This is a genomic window from Caulobacter sp., from assembly GCF_039596335.1.
Classification (GTDB): domain Bacteria; phylum Pseudomonadota; class Alphaproteobacteria; order Caulobacterales; family Caulobacteraceae; genus Caulobacter.
This window is the reverse complement of record NZ_JBCNJZ010000001.1, coordinates 199119-219420: the sequence shown is the minus strand read 5'-3', so window position 1 is coordinate 219420 and position 20302 is coordinate 199119. Positions and strand designations below refer to the sequence as shown.

Annotated in this window: 15 protein-coding genes; 6 read left to right on the top strand and 9 right to left on the bottom strand. The window is 67.9% G+C overall.

Annotated features, from left to right (window positions below; all coding sequences use genetic code 11):
• Nucleotides 1-61 precede the first annotated feature (61 nt).
• From ABDW31_RS01055 to ABDW31_RS01040, 4 genes are all read left to right on the top strand, one after another.
• Nucleotides 62-799 (top strand): 3-deoxy-manno-octulosonate cytidylyltransferase, encoded by a 738-nt coding sequence (locus ABDW31_RS01055; RefSeq protein ID WP_184716857.1) that lies wholly within the window; start codon nt 62-64, stop codon nt 797-799.
• Nucleotides 799-1647, top strand: coding sequence for a prephenate dehydratase (locus tag ABDW31_RS01050; protein WP_184716859.1), 849 nt, complete (start codon nt 799-801; stop codon nt 1645-1647). Before ABDW31_RS01055 ends, ABDW31_RS01050 begins: the two co-directional genes overlap by 1 nt.
• Before the next feature lie 215 nt (nt 1648-1862).
• Nucleotides 1863-3254, top strand: coding sequence for a methyl-accepting chemotaxis protein (locus ABDW31_RS01045; RefSeq protein WP_184716861.1), 1392 nt, complete (start codon nt 1863-1865; stop codon nt 3252-3254).
• A gap of 75 nt (nt 3255-3329) precedes the next feature.
• The gene (locus ABDW31_RS01040; protein ID WP_184716863.1) at nt 3330-3746 is read left to right on the top strand and encodes an MAPEG family protein; all 417 of its coding nucleotides are present in this window, start codon (nt 3330-3332) and stop codon (nt 3744-3746) included.
• 130 nt (nt 3747-3876) lie between these two features.
• Here ABDW31_RS01040 and nadC read toward each other — a convergent pair whose 3' ends face one another.
• Genes nadC through nadA form a run of 3 tightly spaced genes read right to left on the bottom strand, consistent with a single transcriptional unit; the run spans nt 3877 to nt 7370 of the window.
• Nucleotides 3877-4725 carry a carboxylating nicotinate-nucleotide diphosphorylase gene (gene nadC / locus ABDW31_RS01035; protein ID WP_184716865.1) on the bottom strand — a complete coding sequence of 283 codons (849 nt, stop codon included), beginning with the start codon at nt 4723-4725 and terminating at the stop codon, nt 3877-3879.
• The gene (locus tag ABDW31_RS01030; RefSeq protein ID WP_184716867.1) at nt 4722-6242 is read right to left on the bottom strand and encodes an L-aspartate oxidase; all 1521 of its coding nucleotides are present in this window, start codon (nt 6240-6242) and stop codon (nt 4722-4724) included. Before ABDW31_RS01030 ends, nadC begins: the two co-directional genes overlap by 4 nt.
• A 39-nt stretch (nt 6243-6281) precedes the next feature.
• A complete protein-coding gene (gene nadA / locus ABDW31_RS01025; protein WP_184716869.1) occupies nt 6282-7370 on the bottom strand; it encodes a quinolinate synthase NadA in 1089 nt (362 codons plus the stop codon).
• A gap of 705 nt (nt 7371-8075) precedes the next feature.
• Between nadA and ABDW31_RS01020 the strand changes: the two genes are divergently transcribed.
• Complete coding sequence (locus tag ABDW31_RS01020; protein ID WP_343698232.1) at nt 8076-10997, top strand: TonB-dependent receptor; 2922 nt, start codon at nt 8076-8078, stop codon at nt 10995-10997.
• A gap of 99 nt (nt 10998-11096) precedes the next feature.
• Nucleotides 11097-12476 carry a M1 family aminopeptidase gene (locus ABDW31_RS01015; protein WP_343698231.1) on the top strand — a complete coding sequence of 460 codons (1380 nt, stop codon included), beginning with the start codon at nt 11097-11099 and terminating at the stop codon, nt 12474-12476.
• Nucleotides 12477-12516: 40 nt separating this feature from the next.
• Here ABDW31_RS01015 and ABDW31_RS01010 read toward each other — a convergent pair whose 3' ends face one another.
• From ABDW31_RS01010 to ABDW31_RS00985, 6 genes are all read right to left on the bottom strand, one after another.
• Nucleotides 12517-14808, bottom strand: coding sequence for a TonB-dependent receptor (locus ABDW31_RS01010; protein ID WP_184716873.1), 2292 nt, complete (start codon nt 14806-14808; stop codon nt 12517-12519).
• A gap of 296 nt (nt 14809-15104) precedes the next feature.
• The gene (locus tag ABDW31_RS01005; RefSeq protein ID WP_184716875.1) at nt 15105-15728 is read right to left on the bottom strand and encodes an HAD-IA family hydrolase; all 624 of its coding nucleotides are present in this window, start codon (nt 15726-15728) and stop codon (nt 15105-15107) included.
• A 26-nt stretch (nt 15729-15754) separates the two neighbouring features.
• Nucleotides 15755-16912, bottom strand: coding sequence for an MFS transporter (locus tag ABDW31_RS01000; RefSeq protein WP_184716876.1), 1158 nt, complete (start codon nt 16910-16912; stop codon nt 15755-15757).
• A gap of 31 nt (nt 16913-16943) precedes the next feature.
• Nucleotides 16944-17708, bottom strand: a complete 765-nt coding sequence (locus ABDW31_RS00995; RefSeq protein WP_184716878.1) for a DeoR/GlpR family DNA-binding transcription regulator — start codon at nt 17706-17708, stop codon at nt 16944-16946.
• A gap of 251 nt (nt 17709-17959) precedes the next feature.
• Nucleotides 17960-18124 (bottom strand): hypothetical protein, encoded by a 165-nt coding sequence (locus tag ABDW31_RS00990; RefSeq protein WP_184716880.1) that lies wholly within the window; start codon nt 18122-18124, stop codon nt 17960-17962.
• A gap of 47 nt (nt 18125-18171) precedes the next feature.
• Complete coding sequence (locus ABDW31_RS00985; protein WP_184716882.1) at nt 18172-20301, bottom strand: ATP-binding protein; 2130 nt, start codon at nt 20299-20301, stop codon at nt 18172-18174.
• Between the last annotated feature and the right edge of the window lies 1 nt (nt 20302).

Below are 20302 nucleotides of genomic sequence, written 5' to 3'. Positions count from 1 at the left end.
CTCTTACACGCTACCGCCCCTCGCGCAACCGGGCAGCAAAGATTTGAGGCGCCGAGCTCTCATGAACCCCATCGTCCTGATCCCCGCGCGGATGGCGGCGACCCGCCTGCCGAACAAGCCGCTGGCCGATATCGGCGGGGTCCCGATGATCGTCCGCGTCCTGAACCAGGCCCTGGCGGCGGGCGTGGGCCCCGTGGCCGTGGCCGCCGGCGACGTCGAAATCGTCGAGGCGGTTCAAAAGGCTGGCGGCACGGCGGTGCTGACCGATCCGAATCTGCCCTCGGGCTCGGACCGCATCCTGGCCGCCCTGGCGGTGCTCGATCCGGGTTCGCAGCACGACGTGGTCATCAATCTGCAGGGCGACATGCCGTTCGTGGATCCGGCCGTGCTGTCGGACTGCGCGCGACTACTTAAGGAGTTCGGCGACGCCGACATCGCCACCGTCGTGGCGCCCGAGGCCTCGCCCGCCGACCGCGCCAATCCGGACGTGGTGAAGGCCGTGCTGGCCCTGGAGCCGGACGAGAAAAGCGGCCGCGCGCTCTATTTCACCCGCTCGACGCTTTATGGCGACGCGCCGGTCTGGCGTCACATCGGCATCTACGGCTATCGCCGCGCGGCGCTGGAGGCGTTCAACGCCGCCGCCCCCTCGGCCCTGGAAAAGCGTGAGAAGCTGGAGCAGCTGCGCGCCATGGAGCTGGGCCTGACCATCCGCGCCGCCGTTGCGGCGATCGCGCCCATCTCCGTCGACAATCCCTATGACCTCGAAGCTGCACGCCAAGAAGCTGGAAAGCAGGCCTAATGAGCATCCTCAAGAAGATCGCCTTCCAGGGCGAGCCCGGCGCCAACAGCCACGAGGCGTGCCGGACCTACTTTCCCGAGTACGAGGCCTATCCCTGCAAGACGTTCGAGGAAGCGTTCGAGGCCATCAAGACCGGCCAGGCCCAGCTGGGCATGATCCCGATCGAGAACTCGATCGCCGGCCGCGTCGCCGACGTGCACCACCTGCTGCCGGCCTCGGGCCTGAAGATCATCGGCGAGCGCTTCAAGCCGATCCGCTTCCAGCTGATGGCCAACAAGGGCGTCAAGCTGGCCGACATCAAGACCGTGGCCTCGATGCCGATCGCGCTCAGCCAGGTCCGCAACAGTCTCAAGAAGCTGGGCGTGGCCACCGAAGCCGCCGGCGACACGGCCGGTGCGGCCAAGGACCTGGCCCTGAAGCCCGACCCGACCCGCGGCGCCGTGGCCCCGGCCCTGGCCGCCGAGATCTACGGCCTGGACATCCTGGCTCGCGACATCGAGGACGAGCGCAACAACACCACCCGCTTCCTGGTGATGACGGCCGACAAGAGCCCCGAGCCGCCGCCGTTCACCCATCGCTGCGTGACCAGCTTCGTGTTCAAGGTCCGTAATCTGCCGGCCGCGCTGTACAAGGCCATGGGCGGTTTCGCCACCAACGGCGTCAACATGACCAAGCTGGAAAGCTACATGGAGAACGGCGCCTTCACGGCGACCTTCTTCTACGCCGAGGTCGACGGCCGCCCCGAGGACCGCAGCCTGGCCCTGGCCTTCGACGAGTTGAAGTTCTTCTCGGAGAAGTTCGAGATCCTGGGCGTCTACCCGGCCGACCCATTCCGGGACCGGGGCTGACACGGTTTACGGGCGTCCGCGCGGACGCCCGGCCTTCCCTAGCGCAACCTAAGTCATTGCTGCACTGCAGTATTTCCAAAAACCCATGTTCCATAAGGGTTTCTGTGCAACCGCCGGGCATCAAACGCCTGTTGGCAACCCTGTGGATAGCTTTTGCTTCCCATTAAGATTTGACGTCTTTAGTCGGCCGCGACCCTACCTGGCATGAGGCTCGCATGTTCCGGCGCAAACCCGAAAACACCGATCGACATGACGTCGCGGCGTTTATCTTCCAGCACTCCCCCGACTGCTACTACGTGATCGAGGACGGGGTGATCGTCGACTGCAACCCGGCGATGGAAAAGCTGATGGAGACCAGCCGGGACACGCTGATCGGGGTGTCGCCGACCAAGCTGTCGCCGGAGCTCCAGCCCTGCGGCGGGCGTTCGGCCGACCTGGTGGGCTCGCGCATCACCGAGGCCTTCGCCAAGGGCCACATCCGTTTTGAATGGATGCACCAGCGACTGGACGGCTCGCCGCTGCCGGTGCTGGCCACCGTCATGCCCGCCAAGCTGGGCGGCCGCGACGCGCTGGTGGTGTTCTGGCAGGACTATCGCGAGACCGTGGCCCTGCGCGAGGCGCAGGCGAAAGCGCGCGAAGCCGAGCAGGCCGCCGCCGCGCAACAGGCCCGGGTCGTCGAGCAACTGGCCGGCGGCCTGCACGCCCTGGCCCAGGGCGACCTGCGCGTCCAGTTCGGCCAGCCGTTCCCGGCGACCTACGAGCAACTGCGCGCCGACTTCAACAGCGCCGCCTCGGCGTTGGAGGCGGCGGTCTCGACCGTCGCGACCGGCGTGGCGACCATGACCGCCGGCTCGCGCGAGATCTCGTCGGCCGCCATCGACATGTCGCGTCGCATCGAGCAGCAGGCCGCCAGCCTGGAAGAGACGGCCGCCGCCCTCGACGAGATCACCGCCACCGTCCAGAAGACCGCCGATAACGCCCGTGAGGCCTCGGAATCGACCCAGGGCGCGCGCCAGGCGGCCGAGACCGGCGGTCAGGTCGTGCGCCAGGCCACCGAGGCCATGGCCGGCATCGAGACCAGCTCGCGTGAGATCGGCAACATCATCGGCGTGATCGACGAGATCGCCTTCCAGACCAATCTGCTAGCCCTGAACGCCGGCGTCGAAGCCGCCCGTGCGGGCGAGGCCGGTCGCGGCTTCGCGGTCGTGGCGCAAGAGGTGCGGGCCCTGGCCCAACGCTCGGCCGACGCGGCCAAGGAGATCAAGGCCCTGATCACCAAGTCGACCGGCGAAGTGGCTCAAGGCGTCGGCCTGGTCGAGCAGACCGGCCAGGCGCTGGAAAAGATCATCGGCCAGGTGGGCTCGGTCAGCCAGCTGGTGGCCGACATCGCCGCCTCGTCGCGCGAACAGGCCACCGGCCTTCGCGAGGTCAATGTCGCGGTCAACCACATGGACCAGGCCACCCAGCAGAACGCGGCGATGATCGAGCAGTCCACCGCCGCCAGCGAGGCCCTGGCCCGCGAGGCCGGCGAGCTGGCGACCCTGACCACCCGCTTCCGCCTCAACCGCGACGGCGCGAGCGAGGGGCGGGCGGCGCGGGCGGCCTGACGAACCTCCGCAACGTCACCCTATCCGGTATCGCCGTTCTCTGATTAGCCTTCCCCCAAAACGGGGAGGACGTCGATGAACGAGACGATGATCGCGCCGGTGATGGCGCTGGTAGGGTGGTCGCTGCTGATCTGGCTGTGGATGTATGTCCAGCGGATCCCGGCCATGCAGAAGGCCGGGATCAAGCCGCAGGACGCGCGGTTCCCGGGCTCGCTGAACACCCTGCCCGACGGCGCGCGGCAGGCGGCCGACAACTACAACCACCTGATGGAGCAGCCGACCATCTTCTACGCGGCGGCCCTGGCCATCCAGGTCGCCGGCCACACCGACGGCATGGCCGTGCATCTGGCCTGGGTCTATGTCGGCGCGCGCGTCCTGCACAGCTTGGTGCAGGTCAGCGTCAACCTGGTGGCGGTGCGGTTCCTGCTGTTCCTGGTGTCCACCGGTGTGCTGGCCGCGATGGTGGTGCGGGAGCTGGTGAAGGTGTTCTAGCCTTAGATCCTCCCCCGCGCCGCGGGGGAGGTGGCCCAGAGGGCCGGAGGGGGCTAACGCGGCATGCGTCCAACTCGCCCTCAGTCGCTCCGCGACAGCTCCCCCGCATCGCGGGGGAGCATCTACGGTCTCAGACTGCATCCAGCCCAATATCCAGCACCGGCGCCGAGTGCGTCAGCGCCCCGACGCTGATCACGTCCACGCCGGTCTCGGCGATGGCCCGGACGGTGGTGAGGTTCACCCCGCCCGAGGCCTCCAGCACCGCGCGGCCCTTGGCCAGGCTGACGGCCGTGCGCAGGTCGTCGAGGCTGAAGTTGTCGAGCATGACGACGTCGGGGCCGTGCTTCAGGGCTTCTTCCAGCTGGTGCAGGCCGTCGACCTCGACCTCGACCTTGACCAGGTGGCCGGCGTGGGCCCGCGCCCGGCGGACGGCTTCGCCGACGCCACCGCAGGCGGCGACGTGGTTGTCCTTGATCAGGATGGCGTCATCCAGGCCGAAGCGGTGATTGACCCCGCCGCCGCAGCGTACGGCGTATTTCTCCATCGCCCGCAGGCCCGGGGTGGTCTTGCGGGTGTCGACGATGGTCGCGTGCGTGCCCTCGACCTGGCGGACATAGGCCCGCGTCAGGGTGGCGATGCCCGACAGGCGGCCCAGCAGGTTCAGGCCGGTGCGCTCGGCGGCCAGCACGGCGCGGGCGTTGCCTTCCGCGCGGGCCAGGATCGCGCCTGGGGCGGCGTCGGAGCCGTCGGGCGTGACCACCTCGAAGGTCGCCGTCGGATCCAGAGCGGCCAGGGCCAGGCGGGCGCAGGCCAGGCCCGAGACCCGGCCGTCATGGCGGCTGGCGAACACCACCGACAGGCGGGCGTCGGCGTCGATGCAGGCCTGGCCGGTGATGTCGCCGGCCCGGCCCAGATCCTCGGCCAGGGCGTGGTCGACGATGGGGCGGATCAGCAGGTCGTCGAGAGGCGTGATGGTCATTCGGCGGCGTAGCGGACGGCGGCGTCCGCGCTCGTGAGGGTGACGAAGGTACGGACCGGCTGGGCGGTCGCGGGGAAGTCTGCGCGGTAGTGACCGCCACGGCTTTCCTGGCGGGCCAGGGCGGCCTCGACGATCAGGCGGGCGGCCACGACCGTGGGGGCGGTCGGCTCCAGGGCGCGGATCTGGTCCAGCAGGCGCGTGAGCCCCGCTGCGTCGCGGATGACGCCGGCGTCGCGGCTCATGGCCTTGCGCAGGGTCTGCAGCGCCGCGTCCGGCAGGTCGGGCAGGGGCTCGAGGCTGACGGGCTCACCACCGTGCAGGCCTTCGGTCGCCGCCGCGTGACCGGCGCGGGCGCCGAACACGGCCGCTTCCAGTAGGCTGTTGGAGGCCAGCCGGTTGGCGCCTTGCACGCCGGTGGAGGCGCACTCGCCGGCGGCATAGAGGCCCGGCAGGCTGGCGCGGCCGTCCAGGTCCGCGGCGACCCCGCCCATGTGGTAGTGCACGGCCGGCACGACCGGGATCATCGCCCGGCGCGGGTCGATACCGCCGGCGATGCAGGCCTCGAACACGGCCGGAAACTCCTTCGGGAAGTGCCCGCCGACGGCCTGGGTGGCGTCCAGGAAGGCGCAACGGCCCGCTTCGCGCTCGGCGTGGATGGCGCGGGCCACCACGTCGCGCGGCGCCAGCTCTTTCGCCGGGTGATAGTCGGCCATGAAGGCGCGGGCGTCGGCGTTGCGCAGGATCGCGCCCTCGCCGCGCAGGGCCTCGGTGGCCAGGGGCGCGGGATCGCGGCCGATGTCGATGGCCGTGGGGTGGAACTGCACGAACTCCGGATCGGCGATCGTCGCGCCGGCCAGGGCGGCCAAGCCGAGGCCTTCGCCGCGCACCTGGGCGGGCGTGGTGGTGACGGCATAGAGGCCGCCGATGCCGCCGGTGGCCAGGATCACCGCGGTCGAGCGGATCTCGACCAGGGCGCCGTCGATCTGGGCCAGCACCCCGACCACACGGCCGGTCGCGTCCTGAAGAAGACGGCGGGCGCGGGCGTTCTCGCGAACCTGGATGGTCGGCGCAGCGCGGACGGCCGCGACGACGGCGGCCATGATCGCCGCGCCGGCCCCGTCGCCGCCGACCCGGGCGACCCGGGCCTTGGCGTGAGCGGCTTCCAGGCTGAGCACGAAGCCGCCATCGGCTTGTCGGTCGAATGGCGCGCCCAGGGCGGCCAGATCGCGCACGGCCTGCGGACCTTCTTCCGTCAGCAGAGCCACGGCCTGCGGATCGCAGAGACCGGCGCCGGCGGCGATGGTGTCGGCGGCGTGCAGGGCCGGGGTGTCGTCGCCGGCCAGGGCCGCGGCCATGCCGCCCTGCGCCCAGGCGCTGGAGCAGCCCGTCGCCAGCGGCGTCGGCGACAGGACGAGCGCCGTCTTGGCCGCCCCTTCAACCGCAGCAAGAGCGGCGCTGAGGCCCGCCAAGCCGGCCCCGAGGATCACGGGGCCGTCGAAAACCAAACGCTCGATCACTGAAGCACTCCCTGGGGAGAGGGAAGGAGGGGGGCAGGCTTAGATCAGCTCGACATCCACGTGATGCCGCGCTTTGACCAGGTCGTAGCGGGCCGGGACGGCGGGCGGCGGCAGGTCGATCATCCGCTGCACGGCCAGGCGGGCGCGGTCCAGGATGTCGGCGTCGACCGTCACCTCGTACTGCTCGTAGACCAGGGCGTCGTAGATGTTCTGCAGCGTGATCCGCTTCATGTGCGGGCACATGTTGCAGGGACCGATGAACTGGGTCCCGGGGCTTTCGGCCTGGACGTTGCTGGCCATCGAGCACTCGGTGATCAGCACGACCTGGGCCGGCTTGCGGGCGGCCACATAGTCGTTCATCGCCGCGGTCGAGCCGGCGAAGTCGGCGGCTTCCAGGATCTCGGCCGGGCACTCGGGGTGGGCCAGCACTTCCGCGCCGGGCCAGGCCGAGCGCATGTCGGCGATGTCGCTGGCGGTGAAGCGCTTGTGCACCTCGCAGTGACCGGCCCAGGCGATGATCTTGACGTCGGTCTGGCGGGCCACGTTGCGAGCCAGGAACTCGTCGGGGATCAGGATGACCTTGTCGACGCCCCATTCCTTGGCGGCCCACTCGACCACCTGCACGGCGTTGGCGCTGGTGCAGCAGATGTCGGTCTCGGCCTTCACGTCGGCGGTCGTGTTGACATAGGTGACCACCGGAATGCCCGGGTGACGCTCCTTGATCAGTCGCACGTCGGCGCCGGTGATCGAGGAGGCCAGGCTGCAGCCGGCCTTCAGGTCTGGAATCAGAATCTTCTTCTGGGGCGAGAGGACCTTGCTGGTCTCAGCCATGAAGTGGACGCCGGCCTGGATGATTATTTTTGCATCACTCTTGGCGGCTTCCTTGGCCAAGGCCAGGCTGTCGCCCACGAAGTCGCCCACGCCGTGGAAGATGTCCGGCGTCATGTAGTTGTGGGCCAGGATCGCGGCGTTCTTCTCGCGCTTGAGGCGGTTGATCTCCGAGATCAGCGGAGCCTGAGCGCGCCACTCCATCGGGGTGACGTGGTGCTTGACCTTCTCCCAGATCCCGGCGGTTTCCGCCTCGATGTCGGCGGTGAACTCAAGCGGGGCAGCGAAGCCGTCGGCCATTGGATCCTCCGTTATGCTCAAAGTGAGCATTTCCAGGGCCTCAAAAAACGCCGGGACGGAAGCGGTCGTTCCATTCCGACGTCCGGGTTATGCTGAAAGTGAGCATAACCTGAGTGTCACACATATAGCCCTTCGGCGGCGGAAATCAAACCCGGGTTCAGTCAAAGTCAGGGGCGCCCGTTTTGAAGGCGAGGGCCTTCGCGCACCCGGTGCGGCGACAGGTCGCGTCAGAACGACCTTGCCTAGCAGTCCTTGGGCGAAGTGAGCAATTTTTCCTTACAAAAAGGCAATCTAAAAGAAAAATTTCGCAACACTAGCGATTGCATGAAGGGGTGCGGCAGTTTTGTCCATCTCTTCTGTGTAAAGTAATTCATGTACAAGTATTTGATGCCTAGAAATTGAGCTTTCGGAAGGCTATCCATGCATCGAATATATTTTAGAAAATAAATTCTATATTTTTAATTCTCCGAAAAATGCTTTGTGGCTTCTGGGCATTACCGGTTGTTAATGATGTGACTTAAATGCGACAGCTGTTTCGTGTCATATTTCACGAGCGCAATGTTCGTTGACCTAGGATCGTTTCAGTTCGTAGCTCCACCCCAATCCGGGTGCGACATCGCGTCCGGGTGGGGGCCGCGCATCGTCCGCGCGGCGCTATGAGACGCTGGGGAGTTTAAATTGAATACGAAGTCCATTCGGGAGCGCTTGCTCGCTTCCTCGATGATCTGCGGTGCGGCGTTCGCCGCGCTCGGCGCTGGCCAGGCTGTCGCTCAGACGGCGCCCGCCGACACGCAGGTCGAAGAAATCGTCGTCACCGGTTCGCTGTTCCGTCGTACGGACACCGAGACCCCGTCGCCGGTCACCGTGATGACCGCCGAAACCCTGCAAGCCGCCGGCATCACGACGGCCACCGACGCCATCCGCTCGATCTCGGCCGACGGCGCCGGCTCGATCGGCACCGGCTTCCAGAGCGGCTTCTCGGCCGGCGGCTCGGCCGTCTCGCTGCGCGGCCTGGGCGTTTCCTCGACCCTGGTTCTGGTTGACGGCCTGCGCTCGACCAACTTCCCGCTGAACGACGACGGCCGTAACGCCTATGTCGACCTGAACTCGATCCCGTTCAGCCTGATCGACCGCATCGAAGTGCTGAAGGACGGCGCCTCGTCGTCGTACGGCGCCGACGCCATCGGCGGCGTTGTGAACCTGAAGCTCAAGAAGCAATTCGTCGGCGTGAAGGGCAGCGCCCAGATCGGCGAAAGCGACCGTGGCGACGCTGAACACAAGCGCGCCGACATCACCCTGGGCTACGGCGACTACGCCGAGAGCGGCTGGAACGTTTACGTCAACGCCGAATACCAGAAGGACGGCCGGGTCTCGAACCACAGCCGTGGCTTCCCCTACAACACCCAGGACCTGAGCTCGATCGGCGGCGTCGACAACAACACTGCCGACTCGGCCCTGACGACCGCCACGCCGAACGCCGTGGTGACCCGCGTCACCCAGACCGACCTGAACAACCCGCTGGCCGGCGGCGCTGGCGCGCCCCTGACCAACCAGTACCAGTCGCTGAACCTGAACTGCGCCAACGGCACCTACACGGTGACCACCGGCGCCGCCCAAGGCACCGGCTGTAAGTGGGACCTGGTCGACTACTATCGTCAGATCCAGCCCCTGCAGAAGCGCTACGCCTTCAACGGCCGCCTGAGCTTCCGCCTGAGCGAAAACATCGAGGGCTACGCCACCGGCAGCTACTCGAAGAGCTATGTCAGCATCAAGGGTCAGCCGACCGCCGTCCGTCAGACCCAGCCCTTCGGCGGCGCGCCGTCGCTGGCTTCGTCGAACCCGGGCATCGTGCTGCCGGTCTATGTCTGCAACAGCGGCGTGAACTGCGCCACCGCGGTTGACCGTCGTCTGAACCCGAACAACCCGTACGCGGCCGCCTATGCCGGCGACCCGTCGAACGGCGCGGCTCGCCTGTATTACCTGTTCGGCGACATCCCGCTGGGCAGCGAGCGCGACAACGAAGTCATCCGCGGCACCATCGGCTTCAACGGCTCGTTCGGTGACGACTGGAACTGGCGCGTTGAAGCTGTCGGCGCACGTGACAACCTGAGCCTGACGCAACACGGCCTGCTGAACATCGCGGCGCTGTCGAACGCGATCAACACCGGCGCGTACAACTTCGTTAACCCGTCGCAGAACACCCAAGCCGTTCGCGATGCGATCTCGCCGGACAAGACGACGCCGTCGCACTCGTCGCTGATGGCGATCGACGCCTCGATCACCAAGAAGCTGTGGGCCCTGCCCGGCGGCGACATGATGCTGGCCGTTGGCGCCCAGGCCCGTAAGGAAGTCCTGGAAAACAACAACCAGAACGTCCGCCTGGACACCTACGGCCTGTCGACCGCCTCGGCGTTCGGCAAGCACACCGTGAAGGCCGCCTTCTTCGAACTGGCCGCTCCGGTCCACGACACCCTGGAACTGAACGTTTCGGGCCGTTACGACGACTACTCGGAAGGCTTCAGCCACTTCTCGCCGAAGTTCGCCGCCAAGTGGACCCCGATCCGCCAGTTCGCGATCCGCGGCACCTACTCCAAGGGCTTCCGCGCGCCGACCTTCGCTGAATCGGGTCCGCGCTCGCAATACGCCGGCTTCGTCACCTCGACCCCGCCGGTGGCCTTCCAGACCGCCCACGGTGGCACGACCAACCCCTACGCTCAGGCCTACAGCCTGGGTCGCGGCGTGGCCGGCAACCCGAACCTGAAGCCCGAGAAGTCGCGTAGCTTCACGACCGGCGTCATCGCCGAGCCGACCAAGTGGCTGTCGATGACCGTCGACTACTACAACGTCAAGAAGTCGGACCTGATCGTCGCCGGTCCCGACGTCAGCAAGGCCTTCGCGGCCTACTACGCCGCCGGCAACCAGACCGCCGGTTGCGCCGCTGTCGCCGCCGTCGGCCAGGGCTACTCCTGTAACGTGATCGACGCGCCGGACCCGCTGTTCCCGCTGGCCCAACCGCGCGTGCTGATCATCAACGTGCCGTACGTCAACGCCAACTACTCGACGACCTCGGGCGTCGACTTCGCCGCCACGGCCAAGGTTCCGGTCACGGAAGACATCCGCTGGACCAGCCGCGTCGAAGTCACCCACGTGCTGAAGTACAACCTGCACACCGGCACCGCCGTGCAGAAGTACGCCGGCACCCTGGGTCCGTACGACCTGTCGTCGGGCAACGGTACGCCGGACTGGAAGGGCAACTGGCAGAACACCGTCTCGTTCGGTGACCGCTACACCCTGTCGGCCACGGCCTACTATGTCGGCAAGATCAAGTCGGTCGCTTCCGACCAACGCGCCGACATGAGCTGCGTCACCGGCAATCAGTACAACACTGGTAACCAGGCGATGGGCGCCAAGTTCTGCAACATCAAGCAGTTCATCAACGTCGACCTGAACGCCACCGCGGAAATCCGCGAAGGCCTGCAAGTCTTCGGCAACGTCGGCAACATCTTCGACGAGAAGGCGCCGATCGCGCCGGGCGCCTATGCTTCGGCCCCGAACTTCCTGACGACCTTCCACTACGCCGGCCTGATCGGCCGCACGTTCAAGATGGGCGTCCGCTTCCAGTACTAAGACTTGTGGGTAGCGATCGGCCTTCGGGCCGATCGTCGGGGGCCGGTTCCGAAAGGAGCCGGCCCTTTCTTTTTGCCCGCCACGCTCTAGCGTCCGCCCATGCCGACGCTCGCCTTGCTGTCCCTGATCCTGGCCGCCTCCAACCTGCCGACGCCCGAGGCCTTCGAGGTCGAGCGCTACGCCGTGACCCTGCGCCCGGACTTGGCGACGACGGCGGTGTCGGGGACGGAGACGATCGTGGTCCGCGCCACGGCCGATGGGGTGACGCGGCTGGCCTTCTCGCCCAACGCCCTGCGCATCGACGCAGCCACCGCCGACGGCGGGCCGGTCCAGGTGGTCTCGGATGCGGCGGGCGTGGTCTTCACCCTGCCCAGGCCCCTGCGCAAAGGCGGCAAGGCCACGCTGCGGTTCCGGATCGCCGGAACGCCGGCCCGGGGCGTGACGGCGGCGGCGGGCGGGCTGCACGCCAGCTATTTCGCCTGCGACTGGATGGTCTGCCGGCAGGACACGCCGGGCGATAAGGCCGACCTGGCGCTGGACCTCTATCTGCCGGCTGGCGCCCAATCGCTGGCGGTGGGGCAGGCCCTGGCCGTGACCGCCGCGCCCGACGGGCTGACGCGCCATCGCTGGCGCGCGACCAGGCCCTATCCGGCCTATCTCTATGGGTTCGCGGCGGGGCCGTTCGCACGCCAGTTCCACGACACCCCGGCCGGGCGGCTGACCTATCTCGACGCCAGCGGCGGCCAGGCCGATCTCTCCGCCCTGTTCACCGACACCCCGCCCATGGCCGCCTTCTTTGCCGACAAGGCGGGCGTGGCGCTGCCCGACGGCCGCTACGCCCAGCTGCTGACGGCCGGCCGCGAGGCCCAGGAGACCGCCAGCTTCTCGCTGATCGGCCGGGACGAGCTGGATCGCGAGCAGGGCGACCCGTCAGCCGCCTGGGTCATCGCCCACGAGCTGGCCCACCAGTGGTGGGGCAATCTGGTCACTTGCGCCTCGTGGCGCGAGTTCTGGCTGAACGAGGGCGTGACCACCTTCATGACCGCCGCCTGGAAGCAGCACCGGTTCGGCGAGGCGGCCTATCGGCGTGAGCTGGATCTGGCCCGCGAGCGGCTGGCGCGGGCCCGTCAGGCCGGCTTCGACAAGCCGCTGGCCTGGGACGGCCGTTACCCCTCGCTGGCGACCCGGCGGGCGGTGCAATACAGCAAGGGCGCCCTGTTCCTGGCCCAGTTGCGCGAGACGATGGGGGAGGGCGCCTTCTGGGCGGGCCTGCGCGCCTATACCCGGCGCCATGCGGGCGGCACGGTGACCAGCCGCGACTTCCAGGCCGCCATGCAGGCCGCCAGCCCGCAAGACCTATCTCCGCTGTTCGCCACCTGGGTCTACGGCGACGACGCCGCCCAAGAAAAAGCCGCCCTGGAGCCAGGCTCCGGAGCGGCTGAAGTCGAGCCGAACCCGAAGGCCCGACCCGTAGGGTAGGTGTACGGCCCCCCGAGAGAGGCCGTACGGGGGAGGAAACTTAGTTGAACTTGGCGCTCAGCGAGACGCCGACGACGCGGGGCTCGTTGTAGACGGCGGCCATGTAGTTCTCGATCACACCCTTGAGGTTCTTCTCATTGGTGATGTTGCGGCCGAACAGAGCGATCTCGTAGCCCTTGTCCATGTTCTCGTAGCCCAGCTTCAGGCCGCCCTCGAAGTTGCCCTTCGAGTAGAACTCGCGGGTCTTGTAGAGCACGAAGTTGGTGTAGCCCTGCAGGTTCCAGTCGGTGGCCACGAACACCCGGCCGTCGTTCGACACCGGCACGTCGTAGCGAGCGGTGAAGTTCAGGTTGTATTCCGGAGCGTTCGGCAGCGGCTCGCCGTCGATCTGGGCGAAGGTGTTGGCGCCGACCTTGATGGTCGGGTTTTCCACGGTGCAGACCACGACGCCGTTCAGGGCGCAGACCTGGGCGTAGACGCGCTTGTCCTTGATCTCGCTGTGCAGGTAGCTGGCGCCGGCCGTCAGCAGCAGGTTCTGGATCGGACGCCATTCCAGGTCGGCCTCGACGCCGTACGCCTTGGCCTTGTCGGCGTTGAACAGCACGCCGTTGCCGTTGCTGTCGTTGCCGTTCAGCTGGATGTCCTTGACCTCGTAGGTGAAGGCCGAGGCGTTGAAGCGCAGGGTGTTGTCCAGCAGGGTGCTCTTGAAGCCGGCTTCCCACGACAGGATGGTCTCGCTGTCGGCGGTGGTGAAGTCGGCGTTGAACACGGCCGAACGGCCCTGGATGGTCGGGCCGCGGAAGCCCTTGGCCACGCGGGCGTACAGGCTGAGGTCCGGGTTGACCTGGTACAGGGCCGACAGGTCCCAGCTGGGCTGCTCGTCGGTCATGCGCACATAGCGGCGACCGGTATAGGTCGACACGTTGGCGGCGTTGTTCGAGGTCTTGGCCAGCACGGTCTTCTTGGCGTCGTAGGTTTGACGTGCGCCGGCCGTGATGGTCAGGGCGTCGGTGACCTCATAGCTGGCCTGACCGAACACCGCCCACGAGGTGTTCAGGTTGTTCAGGCGCACCCAGTTGTTGGGGTTGGCGCCGGCCGTGCCCGGGGTCAGGAACCAGCCGCGCTGATAGAAGTCGGTGGTGTCGCGCGAGTCGAAGTACAGGCCGCCGACCTGCCACTTCAGCTTGCCGTCGCCGTTGCTGGCCAGGCGGATTTCCTGGGTCAGCTGGTCCAGGTCGCGCAGCTGGCCCATCGACTGGCCGAAGCCGTTCGGGGCGCCGTTGACCGGGAAGTTGGCGGCCGCGCCGCCGTCGGTGTCGCCGCGGCTCTTGCCCTTGGCGGTCTCGTAGGCGCTGATCGAGGTCAGGGTCACGCCGCCGAAGTCGTAGGCGATGTTCAGCGAGGCGCCGGCCATCTGATAGGCCTGCGGATTGTTGCCGGCTTCGTCATAGGCGACGCTGTCGCGCGGGGCGTTCGGCTTGTTCGAACCCTTGGTCATCGCGTTGCGCAGGAACAGGGTCGAGGTGCCGTCGTAGTCGCGGGCGTGGGCCGAGGCCAGGACCGTCAGCTTTTCGTTCGGGGTGGCCAGCAGTTGCAGGCGCACGTCCTTCTCGTCGAAGCCGCCCATGGCGTTCTTCTGCGGGGTCTTGGTGCCGTCGGCGCTGGCGCCGGCGAAGGTGTTGTCGACCCAGTCGTCGCGGTGCTGGTACAGGACCGAGGCGCGGAACATCAGGCCTTCGGCGATCGGGCCGCCGATACCACCGTCGAAGGTGGTCGTGCCGTAGCTGCCGTACGAGGCCGAGAAGCGGCCGTTGTAGTCTTCGCTAGGACGGATGCTGTCGAACTTGATGATGCCGGCCGTGGTGTTGCGGCCGAACAGCGAGCCTTGCGGGCCGCGCAGCACTTCAACCTGGCGCACGTCGAAGATCGGGTTCGACTTCAGGGTCACGTGCTCGAGAACCACGTCGTCCTGGATGATCGACACCGGCTGCGAGGCGCCGAGGTAGAAGTCGATGTTGCCGAGGCCGCGGATGTAGAAGCGCGGGAAGATCCGGCCCGTGGTGGTTTCGGCGTAGAGGCTGGGGACGCGACCCGACAGGGCCAGGATGTCCTCGCCGCCGGCCTGCACGGCGCGCAGCTGTTCACCGCCGACGGCGGCGACCGACAGCGGGGTCTTCTGCAGGTTCACCGAGCGGCGCTCGGCGGTGACGACGATCTCGTCCAGGGCGGTGTTTGCGTCGGCTTGGCGGGCCTGGGCGGCGGTCGCCATGCCCATCACGGACACGGCCGCGCCCAGCAGGAACGCCAGCTTGCGAGAGGTTTGGTAGCGCATGTTTGGAGACACCTTTTTCGCGGCCGTTTTCGGCCGTCTTGGGAAGTGCGCCGGAGCTATCGGGGCCTTCGCGATTCGTCTCTGACGCCGCGCTAAGCATCCCCAGCCTTAGCGTGCTCGCGCTATAGGCAGGTTCGATGTCAGTTCAGTGAAGGTTTACTTACTTGCCGTTCATGGAGGCTACGTAAGGGCGAGGGACCTGGTTTTGCTCAACCCGATGGCCCAGACGCCGGAACCTGCCGCGAAGCGCCGCAGTCGACCCGTTGCGGGCGTTCGGAACGTCTGCTCGTCGGCGATCAGCGGTAGTCGCTGATCGCCAAGTCACCTTCGCTGGCGGGAACGAGGTCGCCGACGATCGCCACGCGGGCCCCGGCCGCCTTGCCGGCAGCGACGCCTGCGGGGGAGTCTTCGAAGACCAGGCAGTCGCCGATCGGCACGCCTAGCAGGGCGGCGGCCTTCAGGAAGCCTTCGGGGTTCGGCTTACCGTTCCCCACGCTCTCGCCAGTGATGAAGTGATCCGGGATGGGCAGACCCGCCGCTCGCAGTCGGATCGCGGCCAAGGCTTTCGGCGCCGACGTCACGATCGCCCAGCGCGCAGGGTCGAGCCCCGCGATCAGGTCCTGGACGCCAGCGATCGCCACGACGCCTTCAATGTCGTCCAGTTCGGCCTGCAGCAGGCTGGCGGCCTCGGCTTCGATGTCGAAATCCGGCTTGGCGAAGCGGCGCAGGGTGTCGCGATACTGCAGGCCCTGGCAGACGGCCAAGACGTCGGCCGGCTCGTAACCGTGACGCTGGGCCCATGCCGTCCAGACCCGCTCCACGACGGGCGACGAGTCCAGCAAGGTGCCGTCCATGTCGAACAGGAAGGCGGCATAGGTCTGGCCTCGGAAGGTCGGCGACGTGCGATCGGATGCGGGCATGGTGCTTCGTCCTTGAGCTTGGAGGATCAGGTTTGCGGCGCGAGGCTGCGCGTCGGCTTGGTCAGGCGGCCAGCGAGCAGCGGTGTGAGTGCAAATAGGCCGGCCAGCAGCCAGAAGGCGCCGTGCAGGCCGGTGGTGTTGGCGATCCCGCCGATCCCGGCCGGACCGATCAGGATGCCGGCGTAGCCAATCGTCGACAGGGCGGAGATCGCCTGCGCCGCCGGCATCGCCGTCTGAGCGCCGGCCAGCCGGAAGAGCACCGGTACGATGTTCGCGGCGCCCACGCCGATCAGGACGAAGCCGCTGAGCGCCAGGAAGGCCACGGGTGCGGTCAGCAGCACGACGAACCCTGCGACGGCAAGCAGACCGCCTCCACGCAGCACCAGGCGATCGCCGAGGCGAGCGACGACCTTGTCGCCGACCAGCCGACCGGCGGTCATGGCGATCGAAAACAGCACGTAGCCGAGACCGCCTTGAGCAACGGAAACGAGGCCGCCCTTGGTGATCAGCAGCGCACTCCAGTCCAGCATCGCCCCTTCGGCGAGGAAGGTCGCCGCCGCCAGCAGCGACAGCAGCAGGACCACGCCGCGCGGCACGGCGAATGCCGCGCCGTCTGGATCGCCCTTGGCCCGCACAAGGCGCGGCGCGGCCAGAGCCATCGCGGCCAGCATCAGGACGGCATTGGCGATCACGCCCGTCAGCGGAGACAGACCCAGCGACAGCATCAGGGTCATCGCCGTCGCGCCCGCGAAGCCACCGATGCTGTAGAGCGCGTGGAAGCCCGACATCAGCGTCTGGCCGCTGGCGCGCTCGACATCTACGGCGTGAATGTTCATCGCCACGTCCAGCGATCCCAGCGCCGCGCCGAAGGCGAAGAGGGCGGCGCCCAGCGCGATCGGCGAGTCGGCGATGACCAGCAGGGGCAGGAACAAGGTCACGCCCAGGCCGCCCAGTATGATGATTGGGCGGCTTCCGAACCTGGCGCCAAGCGCGCCCGTCGCGGACATGGTCAGCACCGAGCCCAGGCCCAGGCAGAGCAGCAGCAAGCCCATGGCGCCGTCGTTGATGGCCAGCCTGGCCTTGGCGAAGGGGACCAGCGGCGCCCAAGAGGCGATGCTGAAGCCGGCGACGAGGAAAGATAGGCGCGTGGCGAGACGCGCCGCCGGGGAGGACGGCGTCACCATGACGAAGCTTCAGGTGATGAGGGGGTGGTGGCTAGGCCAGTACGATCTTGGCGCCGGCCTGGGCGAGGTCGTCCTGCATCGCTTCGGGCGCGTCCGCCTCGAGGATCAGGGTGTCCAAAGCTTCGAGTGGGGCCACGCGATGAGGGGCGCGGGTTTCGAGCTTCTCGGTCAGGGCCATCAGGACGATAGCCTCGCTGACGCCGATTAGGGCGCGTTTGAAGGCTGCGTCGCCGGCATCGAAGATGCAGACGCCGTGACGGACTGATAGCGCGCAGGCGCCCAGGAAGCAGCGGTCTATGCTCAGCTGCTGGACCGCCAGGACCGCCGAGGCGTCGATCACCCCGCCCACCTCTCGATCAACCACGCCGCCCAGGATCATGAAGTCCAGATCCTGGCGTTGGAACAGCACTGAGGCGATCGGCACCGAGTTGGTGATCACCTTCAGGCCCAGGTCGCCGGGCAGCTCGGCGGCAAGGGCCAAGTTGGCGCTGCCGTTGTCGAGGAAAATGACTTCCCCAGGGCAGACCAGCTTGGCGGCTGCCTTTGCCAGGACGTGCTTGCGGTCGATGTCCTCGGCAGCCCGCACGCTCATCGAGGCCGACATCGGCGAGATTGGCAGCGCGCCGCCATAGACCCGTCGGCAGCGACCTTGGGCGGCCAGGGCGCGCAGGTCACGCCGAATGGCGTCTTCAGAGACCGAGAACTCCTCAGCCAGCACCGCCGCGACGACGGTTTGGCCCTGATCGAGGCGCTGGGCGATCAATTCTCGGCGGGCGACGGGTGGTGTGTCGTTCATGATCGCAGGCTATATCGTGCAATATCGTGCATTTCAACTGGGGGCTTGCCCTATTATCTCCGCTTTTGTACAGGAAAATGCATGGTGTTGCACGATGTAGAATTTGGTCTCGCTGCCCCTGCGTGACCGGATCTAGAAATGGGATTGGCCACCGCCGCGCTTTCGACCCAGATCTCAACGGTCTCGCTGATGCTTGGCGGCGCTATTTCGGAGCCGTTGCGGGTCTGCTCGCGCTCACTCTGACCACCGGATCAGGCCACGTCTGGATCTTCGAGTTCACCCAGCTGGCGCTGATGCTCCAGCGAGCTCTGTCGCGCCGTGATGATGTTTCGCAAGCGCTCGACCGTCAGCGGATAGTAACCCTTCGGCGCGCGATGCGGGCCTAGGTCATCGACGAGGAGGACGGCTATGGGCATTCGCCCGCTCCACTATCGTGCGTTCCGAGCCTAGCAGACCTTCCCGACTAGTGCGGTCTCACCCGGGCTTGGGCTTCGGTCAGGGCTCGAGCCAGGGTTTCCAGGGAGAAGGGTTTGCTGACGAAGGGCCAGTCGCCGGCGCGGGCGCGGCCCTGGTCGCCGCCGGTGTAGCCTGAGCACAGCACCACCGGCAGGCCCGGACGGGTCGCGGCCAGCTGCTCGGCCAGGTCCACGCCGCTGCGGCCGCCGGGCATGATCACGTCGCTGAGCACCAGCTGCACGCCCTCGTCCTGGTCCAGGCGCGCCAGGGCCTCGTCGACCCCGCCGGCCCGCACGACGGTATGGCCCAGGTCCGCCAGCATGGCGTCGATCAGCTCGGCCACCTGCGGATCGTCCTCGACCAGCAGCACGCGGGCGGGGGTCTGGGCCTGGATGCGGTCCAGGCGCGGGGCGGCGTCCTCGATCGGCACCGCGACGGCCTCGGGCAGCAGCAGCGAGACGACCGCGCCCTGGCCGGGCTGGCTCTGGATCTCGACCCCGCCGCCGCTCTGGCGGGCGAAGCCGTAGACCTGCGACAGGCCAAGGCCCGTGCCTTCGCCGGGGGCCTTGGTGGTGAAGAACGGCTCGACCGCCCGGGCCAGGGTGGCCGCGTCCATGCCCATGCCGGTGTCGCGCACGCTGATCCGCAGATATTCGCCGGGCTCCAGTTCGCCCTGTTTCTGGGTCAGGGTCAGCGGGTGGGACTCGATGGTGACCTGGCCGCCCGGCGCAGTGGCGTCGCGGGCGTTGACCACCAGGTTCAGCAGGGCCGCCTCGAACTGGCCGGCGTCGATCGTGGCGCTGCGCACGCCCGCGCCCAGCCGCAGGTTGAAGCCATAGGCGTCGCCCAGGGCCCGTCGGAGCAGGCTCTCGCTCTCGGCGACCAAGCGGTCGATGCGGCACACCTCCGGCTTCAGCGGCTGGCGGCGGGCGAAGGCCAGCAGGTGCTGGGTCAGCTTCTCGCCGCGCTTGGCCGCCGCGGCGGCCGCCGTCAGCATCCGCTCGCGCCGGCGGGCGTCGTCGGGGTGGCGCTCGACCGCGTCCAGCGCCCCGATGATCACCGTCAGCAGGTTGTTGAAGTCGTGGGCCACCCCGCCGGTCAGCTGGCCGATGGCCTCCAGCTTCTGGGCCTGCATCAGCGCCGCCTGGGCCGCGTCGCGCTCGGCCACGGTGGCGGCCACGCGCTCCTCCAGCATCTCGGTGAGACGCGTGAGATCCTTCTCGGCCAGCTTGGCGTCGGTGGTGTCGAAGGCGATGCCGATGAAGCCCAGGAAGCCCCCGTCGGCGTCGAAGCGCGGCTGCGAGAACGACTTCAGCCAGCGCCACTGGCCGTCGGCCCGGCGATAACGGGCCTCCAGCGCGAACGGCTTGCGCGAGGCCTCGCCCTGCACCTGGGCCTTGAGGATGCCCGGCAGGTCCTCGGGATACAGCCGCGTGCGCCAGTCCATCGACAGGGCGGCCTCGTCGTCCAGGCCGGTGAAGGCGACATAGGCCTGGTTGACGAACTCGCGCACCCCGCCCGGACGCGAAACCCACATCAGGGCCGGGGCGCTGTCGGCCAGGTTCCGGAACCGTGCCTCGCTCTCACGCATCTGGTCCTCGGCGCGGCCGCGTCCGCGGGCGTCGGCGCCGGCGGCGGTCTGGGTCACGCGCAGGCGGTCCTCGGTCTCGGCCAGCGCCTCGCGGGCCTCGGTCAGGCCGCGAATGGCGCTGCGCAGGCCTTCACCGACCGCCGTCACCATGACCGCGCATAGCAGGTAGATGACCATGGTGGCCAGCTCGTCCTCGGCCAGGGCCTGGCCATAGCGGCCGCCCCACAGCCACCAGCCGAACGTCGCGCCGGCGATGACGGGAATCAGGCCCCAGCGCCAGCCGGCGTATAGGGTCACCAGCATCACGGCCGGGAAAAACGGCTGAGTCGCGCCCACCCCGCCCTGCAGGCCCAGCAGGCTGACGCGCATCAGCACCGCGGCGGCCACTGCGATCAGCGCGGCCAGCGCACACAAAGGCCAGGGCGGTGGAACCCTGGGTATGAGCCAGGCGCTAAGCAGCGCGTGGGTGCGTCCTCGCTCATCGGGGAGCAAGGCAGGCGGGGCGAATATTGACGTCTCTTTGTTCTCCATCTCCGCTCCCCGCAAA